This window comes from Staphylococcus caeli (assembly GCF_900097965.1).
GTDB lineage: Bacteria > Bacillota > Bacilli > Staphylococcales > Staphylococcaceae > Staphylococcus > Staphylococcus caeli.
The window spans coordinates 1-3,775 of the sequence record NZ_FMPG01000028.1 but is presented as its reverse complement, the minus strand read 5'-3'; the positions used below and the strand labels follow the sequence as shown (position 1 = coordinate 3,775).

Genomic DNA, 3,775 nt, shown 5'->3' with positions numbered 1-3,775 from the left:
GGGATGGACATACCTCTGGTGTACCAGTTGTCGTGCCAACGGCATCGCTGGGTAGCTATGTATGGACGGGATAAGTGCTGAAAGCATCTAAGCATGAAGCCCCCCTCAAGATGAGATTTCCCAACTTCGGTTATAAGATCTCTCAAAGATGATGAGGTTAATAGGTTCGAGGTGGAAGCATAGCGATATGTGGAGCTGACGAATACTAATCGATCGAAGACTTAATCAAATTTAAATTGTTTTGTTTGGTTTATCAGATTTTACTTACTATCTAGTTTTGAATGTATAACTTTATACATTTCATTGTCTGGTGACAATGGCAAGGAGGTCACACCTGTTCCCATGCCGAACACAGAAGTTAAGCTCCTTAGCGCCGATGGTAGTCGGACTTACGTTCCGCAAGAGTAGGACGTTGCCAGGCAATTTATATGGAGGATTAGCTCAGCTGGGAGAGCATCTGCCTTACAAGCAGAGGGTCGGCGGTTCGAACCCGTCATCCTCCACCATTTTAAGCCGGCCTAGCTCAACTGGTAGAGCAACTGACTTGTAATCAGTAGGTTGGGGGTTCAAGTCCTCTGGCCGGCACCATTTAAATGAGCCATTAGCTCAGTTGGTAGAGCATCTGACTTTTAATCAGAGGGTCAGTGGTTCGAGCCCACTATGGCTCATCATTATTTAAATATCGCGGGTGTGGCGGAATTGGCAGACGCACTAGACTTAGGATCTAGCGCCTTACGGCGTGGGGGTTCGACTCCCTTCACCCGCATATGCAGAAGTAGTTCAGCGGTAGAATACGACCTTGCCAAGGTCGGGGTCGCGGGTTCGAATCCCGTCTTCTGCTCCATTATTTTTGCCGGGGTGGCGGAACTGGCAGACGCACAGGACTTAAAATCCTGCGGTGAGAGATCACCGTACCGGTTCGATTCCGGTCCTCGGCATCATCCTATGAAAATTATGCGCCCATAGCTCAACTGGATAGAGTACTTGACTACGAATCAAGAGGTTATAGGTTCGACCCCTATTGGGCGCACTAATTTACGGGAAGTAGCTCAGCTTGGTAGAGCACTTGGTTTGGGACCAAGGGGTCGCAGGTTCGAATCCTGTCTTCCCGATTTCCTGAAATACATATATGGGGGCTTAGCTCAGATGGGAGAGCGCCTGCTTTGCACGCAGGAGGTCAGCGGTTCGATCCCGCTAGTCTCCACCATATTTGATACAAACTAAAATACAACGGCGGTGTAGCTCAGCTGGCTAGAGCGTACGGTTCATACCCGTGAGGTCGGGGGTTCGATCCCCTCCACCGCCACTAATTATTAGTTGTAAATTATATTTAGGACCTTTAGCTCAGTTGGTTAGAGCTAACGGCTCATAACCGTTCGGTCGCAGGTTCGAGTCCTGCAAGGTCCATATAATTTTGGAGGAATACCCAAGTCCGGCTGAAGGGATCGGTCTTGAAAACCGACAGGGGCTTAACGGCCCGCGGGGGTTCGAATCCCTCTTCCTCCGCCATTTTTATAATAATTGAATATAATTTATTTTTAGCTAATATTTTTGGAGGAATACCCAAGTCCGGCTGAAGGGATCGGTCTTGAAAACCGACAGGAGCTTAACGGCTCGCGGGGGTTCGAATCCCTCTTCCTCCGCCATTAATATTATTATCGCGGGATGGAGCAGTTCGGTAGCTCGTCGGGCTCATAACCCGAAGGTCGGTGGTTCAAATCCGCCTCCCGCAATTATTTTTAAAGGTCCCGTAGTGTAGCGGTTAACACGCCTGCCTGTCACGCAGGAGATCGTGGGTTCGAATCCCATCGGGACCGCCATTTTTCATTATGGTTCAGTAGCTCAGTTGGTAGAGCAATGGATTGAAGCTCCATGTGTCGGCAGTTCGACTCTGTCCTGAACCATTTTTAAGCAAGCCGGCCTAGCTCAACTGGTAGAGCAACTGACTTGTAATCAGTAGGTTGGGGGTTCAAGTCCTCTGGCCGGCACCATCTTTTGGAGGGGTAGCGAAGTGGCTAAACGCGGCGGACTGTAAATCCGCTCCTTCGGGTTCGGCAGTTCGAATCTGCCCCCCTCCACCATTTATTTGATAATCTAATAGGGGCATATTTCAACGGTAGAATAGAGGTCTCCAAAACCTTTGATGTGGGTTCGATTCCTACTGCCCCTGCCATGGCGGTTGTGGCGAAGTGGTTAACGCATCGGATTGTGGTTCCGACACTCGTGGGTTCGATTCCCATCATCCGCCCTTTATATTAATGGGCTATAGCCAAGCGGTAAGGCAATGGACTTTGACTCCATCACGCGCTGGTTCGAATCCAGCTAGCCCAGTTTTTTATTGGCGGCATAGCCAAGTGGTAAGGCAGAGGTCTGCAAAACCTTTATCACCGGTTCAAATCCGGTTGCCGCCTTCAAATTAATGCGGGAGTAGTTCAATTTTTAGAACACATTCCTTCCCGGAATGAGGTATAGGTGTAAGTCCTATCTTCCGCTCCATTTATTATATCCCTTGCGGGGGTAGTTCAACTTTTAGAACACATTCCTTCCCGGAATGAGGTGTAGGTGTAAGTCCTATCCTCCGCTCCATATTATTTTGCGGGAGTAGTTCAACTCTCAGAACACATTCCTTCCCGGAATGAGGTATAGGTGTAAGTCCTATCTTCCGCTCCATTTATTCTTCCAATAGGGAAGTTTTTTTTATGATTTTTTATTGTTTTCATAATTGTTAATTTAGTATTGGTAGTGCCTTTGTGATATCTTTAAACAGTTAATTAGAATATAATCTTTAATGAATAAGTATAGGAGTAAAAAGTTGATGATTAGAACAATGATGCATGCAAAAATTCATAGAGCTCGAGTTACAGAGTCTAATTTAAATTATGTTGGTAGTATTACGATTGATAAAGATATATTAGAAGCAGTGGATATATTAGCGAATGAAAAGGTAGCAATAGTAAATAATAACAATGGTGCTCGTTTTGAAACGTATGTTATTGAAGGTGAACGTGGTAGTGGTAAGATATGCGTGAATGGTGCTGCATCTAGGCTTGTTGAAGTAGGAGATGTCATAATTATCATGACTTATGCGCAGTTAAATGAAACTGAAATACTCAGTCATACACCCAAAGTGGCAGTAATGAATGAATACAACGAAATTACCCAAATGATTCATGAACGAGAAAATGAATTAATAAATGATTAAATGCTATTAAAATAAAATAAATGTCTTACTTAGGTTGTTCAGAGGTGAATAATCGTTTACGAACAACTTAATACTATTTTTAAAGACAGGTATTTTTCAAAATGAAATAGTGACATATTTCAATATTAGCTGAGCTTAATTTATAGTTAAGAAACCAATGAATACCGGCTTTATCACAAAAATCTATTGACGACAAAAGATGAAAGTTATATAATATATTTATGCCATTTCAAAGTCATATGAATTGATCGTTGAAATTATTAAATGATAACAATTAAGCCGGTGTGGCGGAATTGGCAGACGCGCGGGACTCAAAATCCCGTTCCTTCTTGGAGTGTCGGTTCGATCCCGACCACCGGTACTATAATAACATCATAAGACATCAACAGAGTTTAGAAATCCTGTCGTATCGGGGTTTCTTTTTTTGGCTGTACACTTTTAACGGTTGGTGAGTAAAATCATCAATCGTTTTTTTTATGTTTGAATACAAAAAAAGCACAAATATCTCTATAATTATAAGCGACGAAACCATAATTAAGGAGAGATATCTGTGCCGTATACTTATAATAAAAC

Annotated in this window: 1 protein-coding gene, 26 tRNA genes and 2 rRNA genes; all 29 read left to right on the top strand. The window is 43.7% G+C overall.

Annotated features, from left to right (window positions below):
* Positions 1-229, top strand: a 23S ribosomal RNA gene (locus tag BJS11_RS13120); the annotation flags it as partial.
* A gap of 77 nt (positions 230-306) precedes the next feature.
* A 5S ribosomal RNA gene (rrf, locus tag BJS11_RS13115) occupies positions 307-421 on the top strand.
* A gap of 9 nt (positions 422-430) precedes the next feature.
* Positions 431-506, top strand: a tRNA-Val gene (locus tag BJS11_RS13110).
* Between the two features lie 6 nt (positions 507-512).
* Positions 513-588, top strand: a tRNA-Thr gene (locus BJS11_RS13105).
* A gap of 7 nt (positions 589-595) precedes the next feature.
* Positions 596-668 (top strand) — tRNA-Lys (locus tag BJS11_RS13100).
* Between the two features lie 16 nt (positions 669-684).
* Positions 685-766 (top strand) — tRNA-Leu (locus tag BJS11_RS13095).
* 3 nt (positions 767-769) lie between these two features.
* Positions 770-844 (top strand) — tRNA-Gly (locus BJS11_RS13090).
* An 8-nt stretch (positions 845-852) separates the two neighbouring features.
* A tRNA-Leu gene (locus BJS11_RS13085) sits at positions 853-938 on the top strand.
* An 18-nt stretch (positions 939-956) separates the two neighbouring features.
* Positions 957-1,030: transfer RNA gene (locus tag BJS11_RS13080), tRNA-Arg, on the top strand.
* Between the two features lie 8 nt (positions 1,031-1,038).
* Positions 1,039-1,112, top strand: a tRNA-Pro gene (locus BJS11_RS13075).
* Positions 1,113-1,131: 19 nt separating this feature from the next.
* A tRNA-Ala gene (locus tag BJS11_RS13070) sits at positions 1,132-1,207 on the top strand.
* Positions 1,208-1,232: 25 nt separating this feature from the next.
* Positions 1,233-1,306: transfer RNA gene (locus BJS11_RS13065), tRNA-Met, on the top strand.
* A gap of 27 nt (positions 1,307-1,333) precedes the next feature.
* Positions 1,334-1,407 (top strand) — tRNA-Ile (locus BJS11_RS13060).
* Positions 1,408-1,416: 9 nt separating this feature from the next.
* Positions 1,417-1,509, top strand: a tRNA-Ser gene (locus BJS11_RS13055).
* A 44-nt stretch (positions 1,510-1,553) separates the two neighbouring features.
* Positions 1,554-1,646 (top strand) — tRNA-Ser (locus tag BJS11_RS13050).
* Positions 1,647-1,659: 13 nt separating this feature from the next.
* Positions 1,660-1,733, top strand: a tRNA-Met gene (locus BJS11_RS13045).
* An 11-nt stretch (positions 1,734-1,744) separates the two neighbouring features.
* Positions 1,745-1,820: transfer RNA gene (locus tag BJS11_RS13040), tRNA-Asp, on the top strand.
* Positions 1,821-1,831: 11 nt separating this feature from the next.
* Positions 1,832-1,904, top strand: a tRNA-Phe gene (locus BJS11_RS13035).
* 11 nt (positions 1,905-1,915) lie between these two features.
* A tRNA-Thr gene (locus BJS11_RS13030) sits at positions 1,916-1,991 on the top strand.
* A gap of 6 nt (positions 1,992-1,997) precedes the next feature.
* Positions 1,998-2,081, top strand: a tRNA-Tyr gene (locus BJS11_RS13025).
* Between the two features lie 18 nt (positions 2,082-2,099).
* A tRNA-Trp gene (locus tag BJS11_RS13020) sits at positions 2,100-2,173 on the top strand.
* A 2-nt stretch (positions 2,174-2,175) separates the two neighbouring features.
* A tRNA-His gene (locus BJS11_RS13015) sits at positions 2,176-2,248 on the top strand.
* A gap of 11 nt (positions 2,249-2,259) precedes the next feature.
* A tRNA-Gln gene (locus BJS11_RS13010) sits at positions 2,260-2,331 on the top strand.
* Positions 2,332-2,340: 9 nt separating this feature from the next.
* Positions 2,341-2,411, top strand: a tRNA-Cys gene (locus BJS11_RS13005).
* 10 nt (positions 2,412-2,421) lie between these two features.
* Positions 2,422-2,496, top strand: a tRNA-Gly gene (locus tag BJS11_RS13000).
* A gap of 15 nt (positions 2,497-2,511) precedes the next feature.
* Positions 2,512-2,586 (top strand) — tRNA-Gly (locus BJS11_RS12995).
* A 9-nt stretch (positions 2,587-2,595) separates the two neighbouring features.
* A tRNA-Gly gene (locus tag BJS11_RS13740) sits at positions 2,596-2,670 on the top strand.
* 145 nt (positions 2,671-2,815) lie between these two features.
* Entirely contained in the window at positions 2,816-3,202 is a 387-nt protein-coding gene (gene panD, locus BJS11_RS12990) for an aspartate 1-decarboxylase (RefSeq protein ID WP_069996712.1), read from the top strand.
* Positions 3,203-3,480: 278 nt separating this feature from the next.
* A tRNA-Leu gene (locus tag BJS11_RS12985) sits at positions 3,481-3,563 on the top strand.
* The last annotated feature ends 212 nt before the right edge of the window (positions 3,564-3,775 follow it).

Coding starts and splice junctions, on each gene's coding strand:
- panD (WP_069996712.1), top strand. CDS start 2,816: ATGATTAGAACAATGATGCATGCAAAAATTCATAGAGCTCGAGTTACA.